General features: G+C 73.1%; 14 protein-coding genes and 1 pseudogene. All 15 read left to right on the top strand.

What is annotated here, in order from left to right:
* The first annotated feature begins 37 nt into the window (after window positions 1–37).
* The 15 genes and pseudogenes from GEV10_07015 to GEV10_06945 all read left to right on the top strand — a co-directional run bounded on the left by GEV10_07015 (window position 38) and on the right by GEV10_06945 (window position 16,102).
* Window positions 38–1,618, top strand: a complete 1,581-nt coding sequence (locus GEV10_07015; protein MQA78214.1) for a UDP-N-acetylmuramoyl-L-alanyl-D-glutamate--2,6-diaminopimelate ligase — start codon at window positions 38–40, stop codon at window positions 1,616–1,618.
* Window positions 1,615–3,015, top strand: a complete 1,401-nt coding sequence (murF, locus tag GEV10_07010; GenBank protein MQA78213.1) for a UDP-N-acetylmuramoyl-tripeptide--D-alanyl-D-alanine ligase — start codon at window positions 1,615–1,617, stop codon at window positions 3,013–3,015. The genes GEV10_07015 and murF overlap by 4 nt, the downstream gene beginning before the upstream one ends.
* Window positions 3,016–3,018: 3 nt before the next feature.
* Entirely contained in the window at window positions 3,019–4,074 is a 1,056-nt protein-coding gene (locus GEV10_07005; GenBank protein ID MQA78212.1) for a phospho-N-acetylmuramoyl-pentapeptide-transferase, read from the top strand.
* A complete protein-coding gene (locus GEV10_07000) occupies window positions 4,071–5,471 on the top strand; it encodes a UDP-N-acetylmuramoyl-L-alanine--D-glutamate ligase (protein ID MQA78211.1) in 1,401 nt (466 codons plus the stop codon). The genes GEV10_07005 and GEV10_07000 overlap by 4 nt, the downstream gene beginning before the upstream one ends.
* On the top strand, window positions 5,468–6,751 hold the full coding sequence (gene ftsW / locus GEV10_06995; protein MQA78210.1) for a putative lipid II flippase FtsW: 1,284 nt from the start codon (window positions 5,468–5,470) through the stop codon (window positions 6,749–6,751). Before GEV10_07000 ends, ftsW begins: the two co-directional genes overlap by 4 nt.
* 46 nt (window positions 6,752–6,797) lie before the next feature.
* On the top strand, window positions 6,798–7,892 hold the full coding sequence (locus GEV10_06990) for a UDP-N-acetylglucosamine--N-acetylmuramyl-(pentapeptide) pyrophosphoryl-undecaprenol N-acetylglucosamine transferase (protein ID MQA78209.1): 1,095 nt from the start codon (window positions 6,798–6,800) through the stop codon (window positions 7,890–7,892).
* Between the two features lies 1 nt (window position 7,893).
* A complete protein-coding gene (locus GEV10_06985) occupies window positions 7,894–9,315 on the top strand; it encodes a UDP-N-acetylmuramate--L-alanine ligase (GenBank protein MQA78208.1) in 1,422 nt (473 codons plus the stop codon).
* Window positions 9,316–9,331: 16 nt separating this feature from the next.
* Window positions 9,332–10,081, top strand: a complete 750-nt coding sequence (locus GEV10_06980) for an FtsQ-type POTRA domain-containing protein (protein MQA78207.1) — start codon at window positions 9,332–9,334, stop codon at window positions 10,079–10,081.
* A gap of 257 nt (window positions 10,082–10,338) precedes the next feature.
* Window positions 10,339–11,385: pseudogene (gene ftsZ / locus GEV10_06975) on the top strand (cell division protein FtsZ).
* Window positions 11,386–11,623: 238 nt separating this feature from the next.
* On the top strand, window positions 11,624–12,382 hold the full coding sequence (gene pgeF, locus GEV10_06970; protein ID MQA78206.1) for a peptidoglycan editing factor PgeF: 759 nt from the start codon (window positions 11,624–11,626) through the stop codon (window positions 12,380–12,382).
* Between the two features lie 26 nt (window positions 12,383–12,408).
* Window positions 12,409–13,083, top strand: a complete 675-nt coding sequence (locus tag GEV10_06965) for a YggS family pyridoxal phosphate-dependent enzyme (protein ID MQA78205.1) — start codon at window positions 12,409–12,411, stop codon at window positions 13,081–13,083.
* Window positions 13,084–13,176: 93 nt separating this feature from the next.
* Window positions 13,177–13,680 (top strand): DUF552 domain-containing protein, encoded by a 504-nt coding sequence (locus GEV10_06960; protein MQA78204.1) that lies wholly within the window; start codon window positions 13,177–13,179, stop codon window positions 13,678–13,680.
* A 221-nt stretch (window positions 13,681–13,901) separates the two neighbouring features.
* Window positions 13,902–14,144, top strand: coding sequence for a YggT family protein (locus GEV10_06955; protein MQA78203.1), 243 nt, complete (start codon window positions 13,902–13,904; stop codon window positions 14,142–14,144).
* A 64-nt stretch (window positions 14,145–14,208) separates the two neighbouring features.
* On the top strand, window positions 14,209–15,123 hold the full coding sequence (locus tag GEV10_06950; protein MQA78202.1) for a DivIVA domain-containing protein: 915 nt from the start codon (window positions 14,209–14,211) through the stop codon (window positions 15,121–15,123).
* Between the two features lie 97 nt (window positions 15,124–15,220).
* Window positions 15,221–16,102: a hypothetical protein gene (locus GEV10_06945; GenBank protein ID MQA78201.1), complete on the top strand. Its 882-nt coding sequence runs from the start codon at window positions 15,221–15,223 to the stop codon at window positions 16,100–16,102.
* Window positions 16,103–16,157: the final 55 nt, after the last annotated feature.

Genomic DNA, 16,157 nt, shown 5'->3' with positions numbered 1-16,157 from the left:
GCGCGCCTGGCCGGCGGGGTAATCTCACGCCGTGCCCATGTCGCAAGACCGCCGGAGGCGGCAAGCACTGGCGTCGCGTCCACTCCACGTCGCTCCGCGGTCGTTGGCCGGCCTCGCGGCGACGTTGGGCGTGCCCGCTCCCGCCGGAGACCCGGCGGTCACGGGCATCACGCACGACTCGCGATCCGTACGGCCCGGCGACGTGTACGCGGCCCTGCCAGGGGCGAACGTGCACGGCGCCGACTACGCCGACCAGGCCGTGGCCGCGGGAGCGGTCGGCGTCCTGACCGACCCGGCCGGGGCGGAGCGGGTCACCGCCGGCGTCGCGGTGCTCGTCGTCCCCGACCCGCGGGCGGAGCTCGGCCGCGCGGCCGCGTGGGTGTACGGCGATCCCGCCGCCGACCTGCTGGTGCTCGGCATCACCGGCACCAACGGCAAGACGACGACGGCGTACCTCGTCGAGGCCGGCCTGCGCGCCGCCGGCCACACGACCGGTCTCGTCGGCACGGTCGCGACCCGGGTGGGCGACGAGAGCGTCGACAGCATCAGGACCACGCCCGAGGCGACCGACCTGCACGCCCTGTTCGCCGTCATGCGCGAGCGCGGGGTCACCGCCGTCGTGCTCGAGGTGTCGAGCCACGCGCTCGTGCTCGGCCGGGTGGGCGGCGTGCGTTTCGACGTCGCCGGCTTCACCAACCTGAGCGAGGACCACCTCGACTTCCATCCCGACCTCGATGACTACTTCCGCACGAAGGCGCGGTTGTTCACCCCCGAGCTGAGCCGCAGCGGCGTCGTCTGCGTCGACGCCGAGTGGGGGCGGAGGCTGGCCGGGGAGGCCACGATCCCGGTGCACACGTGCGCGACGGGAGACACCGAGGCCGACTGGCACGCGCGCGACGCCGACCTGCGTCCCGACGGCAGCACGTTCTGCGTAACGGGACCCGGCGGGGAGAAGGGCGAGGCGACCGTGCGCCTGCCCGGCGCGTTCAACGTCGCGAACGGCCTGCTCGCCGTCGCGATGCTGGTGACCGCGGGCGTCCCACACGCCGAGGCGCTCACCGGCCTCGAGACCGCGGTCGGCGTGCCGGGCCGGATGGAGCGCGTGTCGGCGGGCCAGGCGTTCCTCGCCGTCGTCGACTACGCGCACACGCCCGACGCCGTGGAGTGCCTGCTGCGCACGCTGCGCCCCGTCACCCGCGGACGCCTGATCGTGGTGCTCGGCTGCGGCGGTGACAGGGACCGCATGAAGCGTCCGCTGATGGGGGCGGCGGCGGCCCGACTCGCCGACGTCGCCGTGCTGACCTCGGACAACCCCCGGTCGGAGGACCCGGTCGCGATCCTCGACGCGATGCGGTCGGGCGCCGACACCGTCCCCGTCTCCGAGCGCGCCGACGTGGTGGTCGAGGTCGACCGCCGCGCGGCCGTCGTGACCGCGGTGTCGCTGGCCGGCGCCGACGACGTGGTCGTCGTCGCGGGCAAGGGGCACGAGCAGGGCCAGGACGTCGGCGGAGTGGTGCACCCGTTCGATGATCGCCAGGTGCTGCACGACACCATTGCCCGCATGGACGACGCATCCGGCGGACGCCCCGACGCGAGCCGGGGGGACACCACGTCATGATCGCCATGACGCTGGCCGAGGTCGCCGGTGCCGTGGCCGGCTCGCTGTCCGACGCGCGCGACCCCGCCGCCCCGGTGACCGGTCCCGTCGTCGTCGACTCGCGGCAGGTGGACGCCGGCGCACTGTTCGTCGCCGTGCCGGGCGAACGCGTCGACGGCCACGACTTCGCCGCCGCGGCGGTGGCGGCGGGTGCGACGGCCGTGCTGGCGACCCGACCGGTCGGCGTGCCCGCAGTGGTGGTCGACGACACCGTGGCCGGTCTCGCGCGCCTCGCCCACGCGGTCGCGCGGCGGCTCGACGGCACCACCGTGATCGGGGTGACGGGCTCCGCGGGCAAGACCGGCACCAAGGACCTCCTCGCCCAACTGCTGCCCGCGGTCGGCCCGACGGTCGCGCCGCCGGAGTCGTTCAACAACGAGATCGGCTTCCCGCTCACCGTGCTCCGCGCCGGCACCGACACCGCGTGCCTCGTCCTCGAGATGGGCGCGCGGGGTGCGGGACACATCGCCGAGCTGTGCGCGGTCGCCACACCGCGGATCGGCGTCGTCCTCAACGTGGGCGTCGCCCACCTGGGCGAGTTCGGCAGCCCGGAGGCCATCGCCGCCGCCAAGGGCGAGCTCGTCGAGGCACTGCCGGACGACGGTGTCGCGGTGCTCAACGCGGACGACGAGCGCGTCGCCGCGATGGCCGAGCGCACGAAGGCGCGCGTGGTCACGTTCGGCACGACACCCGGCGCGGACGTCGGCGCCGACGAGGTCACGCTCGACGCCGCCGCCCGCCCGTCGTTCACGCTGATGACGCCGGCGGGATCCGCCGCGGTACGGCTGCGGCTGCACGGCGAGCACCAGGTGTCCAACGCGCTCGCCGCCGCGGCCGTCGCACTCGAGGTCGGCATGTCGCCCGAGCAGGTCGCCGCGGGCCTGGGTGAGGCGGTGCCACAGAGCCGGCACCGGATGGAGCTCCGCGAGCGTCCCGACGGGGTGACGGTCGTCAACGACGCCTACAACGCCAACCCGGTGTCCGCGGCGGCCGCGCTGCGCACGCTCGTGCACCTCGCCGGCGGGCGCAGGACCGTCGCGGTGCTCGGGGAGATGCTCGAGCTCGGCGAGACGTCCGCCGCCGAGCACGTGCGACTCGGCGCATACGCCGCCGAGTGCGGTGTCGACCTCGTCGTGGCGGTCGGCGCAGGCGCGGGTGGGGTCGCCGACGGCGCGTCCGGCGTGTCCGGCTGGAGCGGTCGTGCCGTGCGCGTACCGGACGGCGACACGGCCGAAGACCTGCTGGATGCCGAGCTTCGGGGCGGAGACGTCGTACTGTTCAAGTCGTCCCGAGACGCCGGACTCCGCTGGGTGGGGGACCGGATGGCGGCGCGAGGAACTGCAGAGAGGGAGCAGTAACCCGTGAGGTTGGTCCTCTTCTCCGGCGCGATAGCCCTGTTCATCGCGCTGCTCGGCACCCCTGTCGCCATCAGCGTCTTCCGTCGCTACGGATACGGCCAGCTGATCCGCGACGACGGCCCGACGAGCCACCACACCAAGCGCGGTACGCCCACCATGGGCGGCGCGGTGATCATCATCGCGACCCTGCTCGGGTACGGCATCGCGCACCTGGTCACGATGAACCGGCCGACCGTCTCCGGCGGGCTCGCGCTCGGCCTGATGGCCGGCCTCGGCTTCGTCGGCTTCCTCGACGACTTCATCAAGATCTGGAAGCAGCGCAGTCTCGGCCTGCGCAGCGGTGCCAAGACACTCGGCCAGGCTGTGCTCGCGATCGCGTTCGCCCTGCTCGCCCTGCGCTTCCCCAACTCGCAGGGACTGACGCCGGGCTCGGCGTACCTCTCGTTCGACCGCGACCTGACCTGGCTCTACCTCGGGCCGATCGTCTTCGTCGTGCTGTCACTGCTCATGGTCGCCGGGGCGTCCAACGGCGTGAACCTCACCGACGGCCTCGACGGGCTGGCGACCGGCGCGTCGGTGATGGTGTTCGCGTCATACGTCATCATCGGCAACTGGCAGTTCCGCAACAGCTGTGCCACCACGCTGGTTCCGAGCTGCTACACGGTGCGGGATCCGCTCGACCTCGCGGTCGTCGCCGCCGCCGTCACCGGCGCATGCTTCGGCTTCCTGTGGTGGAACGCGCCGCCCGCCCGCATCTTCATGGGCGACACCGGGTCGCTGGCACTCGGCGGCGTGATGGCGGCGATGGCCATCCTCACCCGCACCGAGCTGCTGCTCCTGCTGCTCGGCGGGCTGTTCGTCATCATCACGATGTCGGTCATCATCCAGGTCGGGTTCTTCAAGATCACCCATAGACGGGTGTTCCGCATGGCGCCGCTGCAGCACCACTTCGAGCTCGTCGGCTGGAACGAGGTGACGATCGTGGTGCGGTTCTGGATCGTCACCGGCCTGTGCGTCGCCGGCGGACTCGGCGTGTTCTACGGCCGCTGGCTCACGTGAGGGCCCGCCGCCGCGAGCGGTGGGCGGGCCGCCGGGTCTGCGTCACGGGCATCGGCGTGTCCGGCACGGCCGCCGCGCGGGTCCTGAGCCGGCTCGGCGCCGTGGTGACCGTCGTCGACACCGGCGACGGCGACGCCCAGCGCGACCGCGCCGTGGGCCTGGCGGGCGACGGCGTTGCGGTCCGTCTCGGCGCCGCGGTCGTGCTGCCGGACGACACGGAGCTGGTCGTCACCTCGCCGGGGTGGGCGCCGCAGGCGCCGCTGCTCGCGGCGGCCGCCGGCCGCGGACTGCCGGTCTACGGCGAGGTCGAGCTGGCGTGGCGGCTGCGCGGGCCCGACCCCGCTCCCTGGCTGGCGATCACGGGGACCAACGGCAAGACGACGGCCGTCCGCATGCTCGCCGCGATCCTGGAGGCCGCCGGCGTCCGGGCGACCGCCGCGGGCAACGTCGGCGCGCCGATCGTCGACGCGGTGCTCGCCGACCCGCCCTACCAGGCGCTCGCCGTCGAGCTGTCGAGCTTCCAGCTGCACTGGTCGGAGAGCCTGCGCCCGCTGGCCGCGACGGTGCTGAACGTCGCGCCCGACCACCTCGACTGGCACGGCTCGTACGAGGCGTACCGCGACGCCAAGGCCCGTATCTGGGGCAAGGGCACGACCGTCGTCTACAACGCCGACGACACCGAGAGCGCGGGACTGGCCGCGGGACGTCGTGGCGCGATCTCGTTCACGCTCGGCCCGCCAGGCCCAGGGCAGCTCGGCGTCGACGGCGGGGCGCTGGTCGACGGCGCGTTCGCGGGGGGCGCCGGCGCGGCGGAGCTCGCCGCCGTCGCCGACGTCTCGCCGCCGGCGCCGCACAACGTGGCCAACGCGCTCGCCGCCGCCGCGCTCGCCCGCGCGTACGGCGTGCCGGCCGCCGCCGTGCGCGACGGCCTGCGGGCGTTCCGCCCTGACGCGCACCGGCTGACCCTGGTCGCCGAGGGCGCGGGCGTGCGGTTCGTGGACGACTCGAAGGCCACCAACCCGCACGCCGTCGCCGCGGCGCTGTCCGCGTACGACCACGTGGTGTGGATCGCCGGCGGCCTACTCAAGGGCGCCCGGGTCGACGACGTCGTCGCCGCGCACCACCGGCGGATGCGCGCGGCGGTCCTGCTGGGCCGCGACCGGGCCGTGATCCGGGACGCACTCGTGCGACACGCACCGAATGTCCCGGTCGTGGAGGTCTCCTCGACCGACACTGGGGTCATGGATGCCGTCGTTGCCGAGGCGGCCCGGTTCGCGCGCCCGGGCGACACCGTCCTGCTCTCTCCCGCCGGCGCCTCCTGGGACATGTTCCCGAACTACCCGGCGCGCGGTGACGCCTTCGCCGCCGCCGCCCGCCGCTGGGTCGGTACGAGATGACGACCTCCACGGAGACCGGTGACGAGGCCGCCTCGACGCCGTGGTTCGACGTCAGGTCGCGGCTCGCCCTCGTGCGACGGCTGTTCGACCGCCCGCACGCCTCGTACTACCTCGTGCTCGGCTGCACCGCGCTGCTCAGCGCGCTCGGCCTGCTCATGGTGCTGTCGGCGTCGAGCGTCGACGCGTACGCCGCGGGCGACTCGTCGTACTACTACTTCACCCGGCAGGCGATCTGGATCGGTGTGGGCGTCGTCGCCCTGTGGCTGAGCGCGCGGATGCCGGTGGGCCTGTGGCGCGGGCTCGCGTACCCGCTGCTCGTCGCCTCCGTCGTGCTGCTCGCCCTCACCCTCGTGCCCGGTCTCGGCCGCGAGGTCAACGGCGCGCAGCGATGGATCGACTTCGGCGGCCCGTTCCACATCCAGCCGTCGGAGGTCGCGAAGCTCGGGTTCGTGCTCTGGGGCGCCGACCTGCTCGCCCGCAAGCAGAAGCTCGGCACGCTGCGCGAGTGGCGGCACCTGCTGGTGCCGCTCATCCCCGGCGCCGGCCTGATCGTCCTGCTCGTGATGCTCGGCAAGGACCTCGGCACCACCCTGGTCCTGCTCACCATCCTGCTCGCCCTGCTCTGGATCGTCGGCGCGCCGATCCGGCTGTTCGCGGCGCTGTTCGCGTCGGTCATCGGCCTGGTCATCGTGTTCATCGCGAGGGAGCCGTACCGCATGGCGCGGATCACCAGCTTCGCCGACCCGTTCGCCGACGCCGGCAACACCGGCTACCAGGCCGTCCAGGGCATCTACGCGATCGCGAGCGGGGGGCTGTTCGGCCTCGGCCTCGGTGCCAGCAGGGAGAAGTGGGGCTACCTGCCGCACGGCTACACCGACTTCATCTTCGCCATCATCGGCGAGGAGCTCGGGCTGGTCGGCAGCCTCGTCGTCCTGGCGCTGTTCGCGCTGCTCGCGTACGCCGGCTTCCGCATCGCCCGCCGGGTCACCGACCCGTTCATCCGGCTCGCGGCGGGTGCCGTCACCGCGTGGCTGCTCGTGCAGGCGATCGTCAACATCGGGGCGGTGATCGGCGTCCTGCCCATCACCGGCATCCCGTTGCCGCTCGTGTCGTACGGTGGGTCCGCGTTGCTACCGACGATGGTGGCGCTCGGCATGCTGCTGTCGTTCGCCCGGCGCGAACCAGGGGCACAGCGCGCGCTCGCCGGGCGCGGACCCGGTCCACTCGCGCGGGCGTTCGGCTGGCTCGGCTACGGGCGGGCGGCGCGGAAAAAGAAGTAGCGGCTCGTCGGTGGCACCGGGGTTGAGGCACGGAGGCAGACAGGACATGCACGTAGTGATCGCCGGGGGCGGCACGGCCGGGCACATCGAGCCGGCGCTCAACCTGGCCGACGTGCTGCGAGCCGCCGACCCGGGGGTCGGCATCACCGCACTCGGCACCGAACGCGGGCTCGAGACGATGCTCGTTCCCAAGCGCGGCTACGACCTCGAGCTCATCCCGCCGGTGCCGCTGCCCCGCCGGCCGAGCCCTCAGCTCGTCTCGCTGCCCGTGCGGGTCGCGAAGGCCGTGAGTGCCGCCGCGCGCGTCCTCGACGCGAAGCAGGCCGACGTCCTCGTCGGCTTCGGCGGCTACGTCGCGCTGCCCGCCTACCTCGCCGCACGCCGGCGCAAGGTGCCGATCGTCGTGCACGAGGCCAACCCGCTGCCCGGCCTGGCCAACCGGGTGGGGGCGGGCTTCACGCCGTACGTCGCGATTACCGTGCCGGGCACCAAGCTCCCGCACGCCCAGGTCACCGGTGTGCCGCTGCGCGACACGATCTTGCGGCTCGACCGGGCGGCGAGCCGGGCCGAGGCGCGCGAGCTGTTCGGGCTCGCGCCCGACCTGCCGACCCTGCTGGTGTTCGGCGGCTCGCAGGGGGCGAGGTCGGTCAACGCGGCCGTCCGGTCCGCGGCCCCCGACCTCGCCGCGGCGGGCGTCCAGGTGCTCCATGTCACCGGGCCGAAGAACACCCTCGAGATCGACCTCCCCGAGGGCTCGCCGCCGTACGTCACCGTGAACTTCGTCGACCGCATGGACCTCGCCTACGCCGCGGCCGATCTCGCGTTGTGCCGCGCGGGCATGATGACGTGCGCCGAGCTGTCGGCGGTAGGCCTGCCGGCGGCGTACGTCCCGCTGCCCATCGGCAACGGCGAGCAGCGGCGCAACGCCGCACCGATCGTCGAGGCCGGTGGCGGAGTCCTCGTCGACGACGGCGACCTCGACGCCACCTGGATCCGCGAGACGGTGCTGCCGCTGCTGGCCGACGGCGACCGGCTGTCGGCGATGGCGCGCTCGGCGGTCGGCGCCGGCCGGCGCGACGCGGGCGAGGCGCTGCGCGAGATGGTGCTGCGCGCGGTGCGCGAGAGGGGAGAAGGGCAGTGACATGGCGCTGATCGAGCCGGTCGACCTGGTGTCCGCCGACGAGCTCGGGCGGGTCCACTTCATGGGCATCGGCGGCGCCGGGATGTCGGGCATCGCCCGCATCCTGCTGTCGCGCGGCGTCGAGGTGTCGGGCTGCGACGCGAAGGAGTCGCGCGCCCTGTCGGCACTGCAGGCGATCGGTGCGACCGTCCACGTCGGTCACGACGCCGCGCACGTGTCGGATGCCGACAGCCTCGTCGTGTCGACCGCGATCAGGCGCGACCATCCCGAGCCGGTCGCCGCACACGAGGCGGGCCTGCGGGTGCTGCCGCGCGCGGCCGCGCTGGCGAGCGTCATGGCCGGGCAGCGCGGGGTCGCCGTCGCCGGCACCCACGGCAAGACGACGACCACGTCGCTGCTGACCGTGGCCCTGCAGCACTGCGCCGCCGACCCGTCGTTCGCGATCGGGGGCGAGCTCAACGAGTCGGGCGCCAACGCACACGACGGCAGCGGCGACATCTTCGTCGCCGAGGTCGACGAGAGCGACGGCTCGTTCCTCATGCTGTCCCCGTACGCCGCGATCGTGACCAACGTCGAGGCCGACCACCTCGACAACTACGGCACCGAGGAGGCGTACGCCGAGGCGTTCGTCAGGTTCCTCGACCGCATCGACCCCGACGGCTTCCTCGTCGCGTGTACCGACGACCCGGGGGCCGCGACGCTCGCCGCGACGGCACGGGAGCGCGGCATCGACGTGCGCACCTACGGCACCGGCGCCGACGCCGACCTGCGCGCGGTCGACGTCGAGAGCCACGGGCTCGGCACCACGTTCGAGGTGGTGCACGGAGGGCGCAGGCTCGGCACCGTCGACATCGTGATCCCCGGTCTGCACAACGTCCTCAACACCTGCGCGGCCCTGACCGTCGGCCTCGGGCTCGGCTTCTCGTTCTCCGACCTGCGCGAGGGTCTCGGCCGGTTCAGCGGCACCCGCCGGCGGTTCGAGCCCAAGGGCACGGCCGGGGGAGTGCGCGTCTTCGACAGCTACGCCCACCACCCCACCGAGATCACCGCCGACCTCGTCGCGGCGCGCGACGTCGCCGGCGACGGCCGGATCGTGGCGTGCTTCCAGCCGCACCTGTACAGCCGCACCAGGCTCTTCGCCGACCGGTTCGGCGAGGCGCTCTCGCTCGCCGACGAGGTCGTCGTGATGGAGGTGTACGCCGCGCGCGAGGACCCCGAGCCCGGCGTGACCGGCGCGCTGGTCGCCGACGCCGTCAGCCTGCCGAGCGGTCGCGTCCGGTTCGAGCCGTCCTGGTCCGCGGTCCCCGCGCTGGTGGCCGGGCTCGCCCGGCCAGGCGACCTCGTCCTCACCATCGGCGCAGGCGACGTCACGATGATCGGACCCGAGGTGCTCGAGCAGCTGCAGGGCAGCGCAGCGGTGTGAGCGGGCGCGTAGACCGATGAGCACCACGCGGAGCACGGACCGGGCGGCCACCGGCCGTTCCGGTTCCGCGTCCGGCGGCGCGCCGGGGCGGCGCGGTCGCGGCGTCAAGGTGTTCGGCGTGCTGCTCGCGCTCGCCGCGATCGGCGGGTGGCTCTACCTGCTGTACGGGTCGGGCGTGTTCGCGGCGCGCACCGTCGAGGTGACCGGCGTCCACCGGCTCGACGCCGCGCAGGTGCGGAAGGCCGCGGCGGTGCCGATGGGCACCCCGCTCGCCAGGATCGACGTCGACGCCGTCGAGGCGCGCGTCGCGCGGCTCGCCCAGGTCGAGGAGGTGTCGGTCGGCCGCAGCTGGCCGACCACCCTGCGCATCGAGATCCGCGAACGGGTGCCCGTCGTCGCCGTCGAGCGCAACGGCTCGTGGTGGCTGATCGACCACGCCGCCGTGGTGGTCGCGACCCAGGCGAAGCGCCCGTCGCTGCCCGTCCTCGGCGTCGCCACGCCCCGTCCGGGCGACTCGGCGACCACGTCGGCGCTGGCCGTCGTCGAACGCCTGCCCGACTCCCTGCGCGACGACGTCCGCCGGGTCTCGGCCACGAGCGAGGACTCCGTCCGGCTGCACCTGCCCAGGTCCGTCGTCGTGGTGTGGGGCAACCCGTCGCAGTCGACCGAGAAGGCCCGCGTGCTCGCCGCCCTGCGCAAGGCGGAGCCGAAGGGCAGGGTCTACGACGTCAGCACCCCGGCCACCGCCACCGTCCGCCGCCGCTGACCCCGGCCTTCTCCCGTTGATCACGTTAACGTGATCAACGGCGGCTTCACCTCGTGCCGGGACGAGGTGAAGCCCACGTTCGTGAGGTGAAGTGGTGCGACGAGGTCGCTGCGGACGGCCGGCTGACGACACGCCGACGTACGTCGTTGCTTTCGCTTCTGGGCGTTCCTACTGTGCGGAGCAGGGTGACAGGTTGACATAACTCTAACTCTCTAGTTCAGGGTTAGGGTCGCAGGGATAGCGAGAGGGACCTCGACGTGACAGCACCGCACAACTACCTGGCGGTCATCAAGGTCGTCGGTATCGGTGGCGGCGGCGTCAACGCCGTCAACCGCATGATCGAGGTCGGCCTCAAGGGGGTCGAGTTCGTCGCGATCAACACCGACGCCCAGGCCCTGCTGATGAGCGATGCCGACGTCAAGCTCGACGTCGGCCGCGAGATGACCAGGGGTCTCGGCGCCGGCGCCAACCCCGACGTGGGTCGGCAGGCGGCCGAGGACCACCGCGAGGAGATCGAAGAGGTCATCAAGGGCGCCGACATGGTGTTCGTGACCGCGGGCGAGGGCGGCGGCACCGGCACCGGCGGCGCGCCCGTCGTCGCCAGCGTCGCCCGGTCGCTCGGCGCTCTCACCATCGGCGTCGTCACCCGCCCGTTCGGGTTCGAGGGCAAGCGCAGGGCCGGGCAGGCGGAGGAGGGCATCGCGCGGCTGCGCGAGGAGGTCGACACCCTCATCGTCATCCCGAACGACCGGCTGCTCTCGATCTCCGACCGCGCGGTGAGCGTGCTCGACGCCTTCAAGGCGGCCGACCAGGTGCTGCTCTCCGGTGTGCAGGGCATCACCGACCTGATCACCACCCCCGGTCTCATCAACCTCGACTTCGCCGACGTCAAGTCGGTCATGTCCGGCGCGGGCTCGGCGCTCATGGGCATCGGCTCCGCGCGCGGCGACGACCGTTCGGTGGCGGCCTCCGAGATGGCCATCTCCAGCCCGCTGCTCGAGGCGTCGATCGATGGCGCGCACGGGGTGCTGCTGTCGATCTCCGGCGGCTCCGACCTCGGTCTCTTCGAGATCCACGAGGCGGCCAACCTCGTCTCCCAGGCGGCACACGCCGACGCCAACATCATCTTCGGCGCCGTCATCGACGACGCGCTCGGCGACGAGGTGCGCGTCACGGTCATCGCCGCCGGCTTCGACGGCGGTGAGATGAAGCCGAAGGAGGCGGCGCCGCGTCCGGGTCGCCTCGAGACGCCCGCCGGCAACGGCCCGCAGGGCCAGGAGCCCGCCTCAGCGGGCCGGCCGTCGACCGGGCAGAACGGCCACTCGGCGGGCGGCCAGAGCCGCGCCGGCCACGTCGGCGCACCGGCGGGCGGCGTCACGTTCACTCCGTCGACCCGCGAGTCCAGGGAAGAGGTCGCCTCCGGCGTGCGCGGCAACGGCAACGGCGTGTCGCACGAGCCGGTGCGCGAACCCGTACGCCCACCCGCCGTCGAGGACGACGACGAGCTCGACGTGCCCGACTTCCTCAAGTAGAGCGTCGCCCGTGAGCCTCGATCGGTACGAGCTGGGGCCGGGCGTGTCCGCGCTGTTCACCGACCGCAGGGGAGGGCGCAGCGAGGGTCCGTACGCCGAGCTGAACCTCGGCGGCGGCACGAGCGGGGACGACGCCGCCCACGTCGCCGCGAACCGCGCGCGGGTCGCCGCCGAGGCGGGCATCGACCCGGCGCGGGTCGTGTGGATGCACCAGGTGCACGGCGCCGACGTCGCGGTCGTCGACGGGCCGTGGCCCGGGGATCCACCCAGGGTCGACGGCGTGGTCACCGACCGCGCCGGCATCGCGCTCGCCGTCCGCGTCGCCGACTGCACGCCCGTGCTCCTCGCCGATCCGGAGCGGCGGGTGGTGGGTGCGGCCCACGCAGGCCGGCCGGGCCTCGCGGCGGGTGTCGTCCCGCGGACGGTCGACGGCATGCGCGCGCTCGGCGCGGATCCCGCGCGCATCCGCGCCCTCGTCGGCCCCGCGGTGTGCGGCGCGTGCTACGAGGTGCCGGAGGAGATGCGCGCCGAGGTGGTCGAGGCGTCCGGCGTCCGCGAGGCCTGGGCGACGACGCGCCACGGCACCCCCGCGGTCGACGTCCCCGGCGGAGTCGTCGCCCAGTTGCGCGCCGCCGGCGTCGGCGACGTCACCCGCGTGCCCACCTGCACGATCGAGTCGCCGGCTCACTACTCCTACCGCCGCGACGGTGAGACCGGACGGTTCGCCGGCTACGTCTGGGTGCACGACACGGACGCGGGCGCGCCGTGACGACCGACGACCGGCGGACGTCCGAGCTGGCGGCGAACCTCGCGGACGTGCGTGCGCGCATCGCGGCGGCATGCGCGGCCGCCGGTCGCGACCCCGGCGAGATCACGCTCGTCGCCGTCACCAAGACGTTCCCCGCCTCCGACGTCCGCCTGCTCGCGGGTCTCGGCGTCACCGAGATCGGGGAGAACCGCGACCAGGACGCCGCGCCCAAGGCCGCCGCCTGCGCCGACCTCTCACTGACCTGGCACTTCGTCGGCCAGTTGCAGACCAACAAGTGCCGCTCCGTCGTCGGTTACGCCCACTACGTCCACTCGGTCGACAGGGACCGCCTCGTCGACACCCTCGGCAGGGAGGCCGTCCGGGCCGGTCGGCCGGTCGGCTGCCTCGTCGAGGTGCGGCTCGACGAGCGGGTCGAGCGCGGGGGAGTGCCGCCGGCCGAGGTGCCGCGCCTCGCCGCGCGGATCGCCGCCACCGACGGCGTCACGGTCGCGGGCGTCATGGGCATCGCGCCGCTCGACCGCGCGCCGGAGCCGGCGTTCGCCACCCTCGCCGAGGTCGCGGGAGCGGTGCGCGCCGAGCATCCGGAGGCGTCGATGCTGTCGGCCGGCATGAGCGGTGACCTCGAGGCGGGCATCGCCGCCGGCGCGACACACGTACGTATCGGCACGGCGTTGCTCGGGAAGCGGCCGTTTCCTCGGTAGTGTCATCACAGGGGGACTGGTCACGCGAAGGCCCATGCCCAGTCACCGGCCAGCAGGCAGCGGCCATGTAACGGGAGTGGAGGACCAGCGAGCATGCCGGGTTTCATGCGCAGGACGATGAGCTACCTCGGTCTGGTCGAGGACTACGACGACGACGGCTTCGACTACGAGGACGAGTACGACTCCCGGCGTGACCGGTCGGCGGACCGCGATCGCGGCTCGCGACGCGGCGAACGCCCCTCGCTGGCGCCCGTCGTCGACGACGACGGCGAGCGGCGACCGTCCACGCCCGCGGTGGTCGAGCCGATCCGCGCCGACCTCAGCCGGATCACCACCGTGCACCCGCGCACGTACAACGACGCGCGGACGATCGGTGAGCAGTTCCGCAGCGGCATCCCGGTGATCATGAACCTCACCGAGATGGGCGACGCCGACGCCAAGCGCCTGGTCGACTTCTCCGCGGGTCTCACCTTCGGGCAGCGCGGCAGCATCGACCGGGTGACGAGCCGGGTCTTCCTGCTGTCGCCGCCCGACATCTCGGTGACCGCGGAGGACAAGGCCAGGATCGCCGAGGGCGGCTTCTACAACCAGAGCTGACCGCCGCCCGCGGTGACCGGTGGCGGACAGTCCCGGCCGGACACCTCGGTCACGCGGGCCGCAAGGCGACACGACACGCCGGATCTCCCGTCCCGCGGCCGCGACACAACGGAGTGAGTGGTAGCGGAGTGCGGTGGATTTGACGACATTGCGTATGACCCGGGGAGAATCAACCTGTGACCTTCGCCCTGGTGACCGCCGTCTACGTCCTCCGGCTGTTCATGTACGTCCTGATCGGCCGGCTGGTCCTCGACTACGTGCAGATGTTCGCCCGCTCGTGGGTGCCGCACGGGTTCTGGCTGGTCGTGTGCGAGGGCGTCTACACGGTGACGGATCCGCCGTTGCGGGCGCTCAGAAAGATCATCCCGCCGCTTCGCCTGGGCGGGTTCAGCCTCGACGTGAGTTTCATCATTCTGTTCATCGTGGTGATGATCCTGATCCAGGTACTCATGGGTCTCGTGTGACGTGGGCTCCGCTATCGAGTACCGTCACCTGGACACACATCTCCGACCACCCGCAGGAGAGGACATGCCGCTGACACCCGCGGACGTGCGTAACAAGCAGTTCAATACCACGCGCCTCCGCCCAGGATACGACGAGGAAGAGGTGGACTCTTTCCTCGACGAGGTCGAGGCGGAACTCGATCGGCTCATCACCGAGAACGACGAGCTTCGCCGTCGCCTTGCCGAGGTCACGGGCGACCAGTCCTACCTCTCGGGTTCGCTCGCCCAACAGCAGGGAGCGGCAGCATTTCAGGGTCAGCGTCAGGGGGGACACCACAGCCAGGGGGGCAACGGTGCCGGTCCAGGTGCCGAGCACGCTTCGCAGAACGGCCAGCCTGGTCATGCTCCTGAACAGACCCCACCGATGCCGCCGGGGGGACCGGACTACCAGGCTCAGAGCGCTGGCAACCCGCACGGGAACGTTCCGCCACCGCCGGACACCGCCGCCTACCCGGGGCCGATCGGCGAGGCCGTGCCGCACCAGGTCGAGGCGCCGAAGAACGACGTGTACCCGGCAGCGCCCGGCACGCACGCGGCCGCCGGCGGGAACCTCGCCAGTGGTCTGATGGCCGCGGCCGGGGGCGGCCAGGTGCCGGACTCCGCCGCACGCCTGCTCGCATTGGCCCAGCAGGTCCACGACGAGCACGTCGCCACCGCCCAGCAGAAGGCCGACGAGGTGCTGCGCAAGGCCCGCACCGAGGCGGACAAGCTGGTCTCCGACGCGCGCCGTCGTGCCGAGGACCTCGACCGCGACTCGCAGGAGAAGCACCGGTCGGCGATGGGTTCGCTCATCACCGAGCGGGAGAAGCTCGAGCAGCGCATCGAGGTGCTCAGGACCTTCGAGCGCGAGTACCGGAGCAGGCTGAAGTCGTACCTGACCGGCGAGCTGGAGAAGCTGGAGAAGACGGCTTCGCACGCTCCGCCGCGGATGGGCGAGTAGGCCGGACACCGACGGACGAGTCGACGGCCACGGGGTTCGCCCTGTCCTGCCCGGCTGTGCGGACGGGTAGCGCCACGGCCAGGCCAGGGGGACACCGATGATCGCGATCAGCGGGCTCCTCGTGCTGGGCGCGATCGGTCTGCTGGTCGTGGGCCTCGTGCTGTCGAACTTCGTCCTCGTGTACGCCTCGATCGGGGTGAGCCTGGTCTCGGCGGTGTGTTGGGTGGTCGGTGTGTTCCGCGGCCGTGACCAGCTCCGCGCTCGGGGTGGCACGTCCAAGCGGACCGCGAAGAGCGGTGCCGCGGGTAAGGGTGCGAAGGGCGCGCGGAAGCGGCCCGCCGCGGCGGTGAAGCCGACCGGTCAGCAGGCGTCCGGTCGGAAGACGCGCCGGCAGGGGGCCGCAGTCAAGGGCGGCTCCGCCACGGCGGTCGCAGCGCCCGACGACGCCACCGTGGTCGTGGTGCCCGGGCGGCTGCGCTACCACCTGCCGACCTGCCGGCAGGTCGGTGGCCGTGAGACCGACGAGCTCGAGCTCGCCGAGGCCCGTGCCCAGGGCTACGTCGCCTGCACCGCCTGTCGGCCCGACTCCGTCCTCGCGGCGCGGGCGGACCAGGCCATAGCCGAGGACACCGAGGCCGACGACTCCGCCGCCGAGCCGGACGCCGCCGAGCCGGACGACGAGGCCAAGCCGGACGACGAGGCCAAGACCGACGACGCCGAGCCTGACGAGGCCGAGCCGGACGACGGGCCCAAGACCGACGAGGCCAAGCCGGACGAGGCCGAGCCCGAGCCCGAGGAGACGGCGGCCGACGACGCGACGGTCGCGACGGTCGCCGGTCAGCGCCGGTACCACCTCGAGACCTGCCAGGTCGTCCAGGACGCCAGGGAGGACGAGACCGAGGTCCGCGACCTGACGGTGGCGCAGGCGCGCGACGAGGGACTCACCCCCTGCACGGTCTGCGGCGCCCCCACGCCCTGACCCCGGTCGGGGTCGCCGGTCGTGGCGCCCGCGCCGGTTGGGGTCCCCGGTCGTG

This window comes from Streptosporangiales bacterium, from assembly GCA_009379955.1.
Taxonomy (GTDB): domain Bacteria; phylum Actinomycetota; class Actinomycetes; order Streptosporangiales; family WHST01; genus WHST01.
Note: the sequence above shows the minus strand (reverse complement) of the source record. Positions and strands in the feature narration are given on the sequence as shown.